The organism is Endozoicomonas sp. SESOKO4 (assembly GCF_024606275.1).
Genome location: NZ_JAHHPS010000431.1, coordinates 1 through 1,736, shown reverse-complemented (window position 1 = coordinate 1,736; position 1,736 = coordinate 1). Strand labels below are relative to the sequence as shown.

Sequence of the window (1,736 nt, the reverse complement as noted above, 5' to 3'; positions counted from 1 at the left end):
ATGAATGGACCACTTCAGACCCCACCCCCAGCAGCCCCTGCCGAGAAGCCTACCGGAGAGTTGTAACGCTGCTTTCAGGAGCCGGATTTGAGCTGGGCGATTTTCAGCTCATTTCTGGCCACCTTAAGGTGGCTGATGGCGTCCAGTTCCATTCTTTGTAGTCTCGACTCTTGGGCGGTCTGTTCACGATAGGCTGCCTCGGCGTCGTCCCGCTCGGATTTAAGTACATCCATTTTCCCTGCCAGCTCTTCATCGGCTGCCTGACTAGCTTCCAACAGCGCCATCTTGCTATTGAGACGGGTCAGTTTCTCGGAATACTCTCCAACCCTATGCTGGACCTCTTCCAGATTTTTCAAAACGGAGGCTTCAAAGGCTTCTGCCTCGCTTACCCGCTGCTGGAGCTGCTGCAGATGGTCGGATTCCATGAATGTGTTATTTCCTCGCTGCTTCTTTGTCAATTCTTTCCAAGTCTTTTTTCACTGACACAGGGTATTGCTGCTGGATTTCGACCATACTATCGCCAAACATAATATGTTCAATAAACCCCCTATTGAAAAGTTTAAATTTCTCCGGATCTCTCATGGCTCCCAACATGCAAGCACTGAGACCGGACCTGAGCCTGACTTGTTCCTCAACATTCAGACCTGAGGCCACAATATCAGCCAACACCTGTCGATAGTCATTGGGTTTGTGCAAAGTTTCCATGGCCTTTTCCAGCGCCTGTGCAGTCATTGCTTTTTGAGGCGTAATCCCCTTAAGAAAAGCCCTCATCTGGGTCTTACCAGACTTCAAAGGAGGCAGCTCTGATGGACTGAAACTGGCCCTGTCGGATGGTGTTCTGGAAACCTCTTGCTTCTGCCCCTCAATTATTGGCTCTTTTATCGGCTTTTCAACTTTTGATGCTTCGTTTTTCTTTAGCAGCTCTTTTGGACTTTGCGTTTTCTCAGACAGTCCGGTTTTCTTTCGGGCAGCCTTTTTTGCTGCTTTCTCCTGTTGCCTGAGAATTCTATCGTCTTCTTTTTGCTGTTTCTTGTATGCTTTTTCAGATTGTCGAGCCAATTTCACTGTTTGCTTTAACGAAGCCACTTCGATTTCCAGCTGTTTGACTTCGGTTTCAGCGTCTGAAATATGATGCTTGATCGCGTCTTTCACTGGCACTGTATCAATGCCATGCTTCATCTGCTTTTCATCGGCTTTAGCCAGTAACTTCTTACCATGAGCTGCGAGAGCCTTAGCTTTCTTCTGGGCCCTTTGCAAAGACTTGAGTTCTTCTCCCAATCTTTTGCGGGAATGATCCTTGGCTGTCACCACTTTACTACGGATTTTTGGTACCGACCTACCCAGAGACAATGAGTCTTTTTGCAATCGGTCTAGCGCCTGATGCGCTTTCTTATCAGCCTTTGCAGCCCTCTTTTGTTCTGCTTTCAGATCTTTTTGGGCACGCTCCAGATCCTTCACGTCCTGCTTTCGTGAACTCACCAGCTCGTCAGAATCCCGGGCCGCGCAAAATGCGTCGTTTTCAGCCTTGGTCATTCTCTTACCGCCCAGTCCCAATTCCAGCAAGTTCTCTTCCAGTACGCCCTGCTTGGCCAGACTGTGCGCCTCGGACTGAAGATTCCTGGCTTCTTTCAACGATGCATTAGCGTCTTTCAAAGCTACTTTCAGGGCATCTTCGCTGCTTCTGTCAACCTTGGGTCTTGTTTTGGAGCGCTCCTGAGGAATCTTGTTTTGAACAT

At 48.6% G+C, this 1,736-nt stretch carries 2 protein-coding genes; both read right to left on the bottom strand.

Annotation, left to right across the window (positions count from 1 at the left end):
- Window positions 1–74: 74 nt before the first annotated feature.
- A complete protein-coding gene (locus KDK16_RS08610) occupies window positions 75–425 on the bottom strand; it encodes a hypothetical protein (protein WP_257275619.1) in 351 nt (116 codons plus the stop codon).
- Between the two features lie 7 nt (window positions 426–432).
- Window positions 433–1,736: hypothetical protein (locus KDK16_RS08605; protein ID WP_257275618.1), on the bottom strand; the 1,304-nt coding region annotated here is incomplete at its 5' end.

Bases quoted from the DNA above. Each gene is read 5' to 3' on its own strand.
- KDK16_RS08610 (WP_257275619.1), bottom strand. From the start codon at position 425: ATGGAATCCGACCATCTGCAGCAGCTCCAGCAGCGGGTAAGCGAGGCA.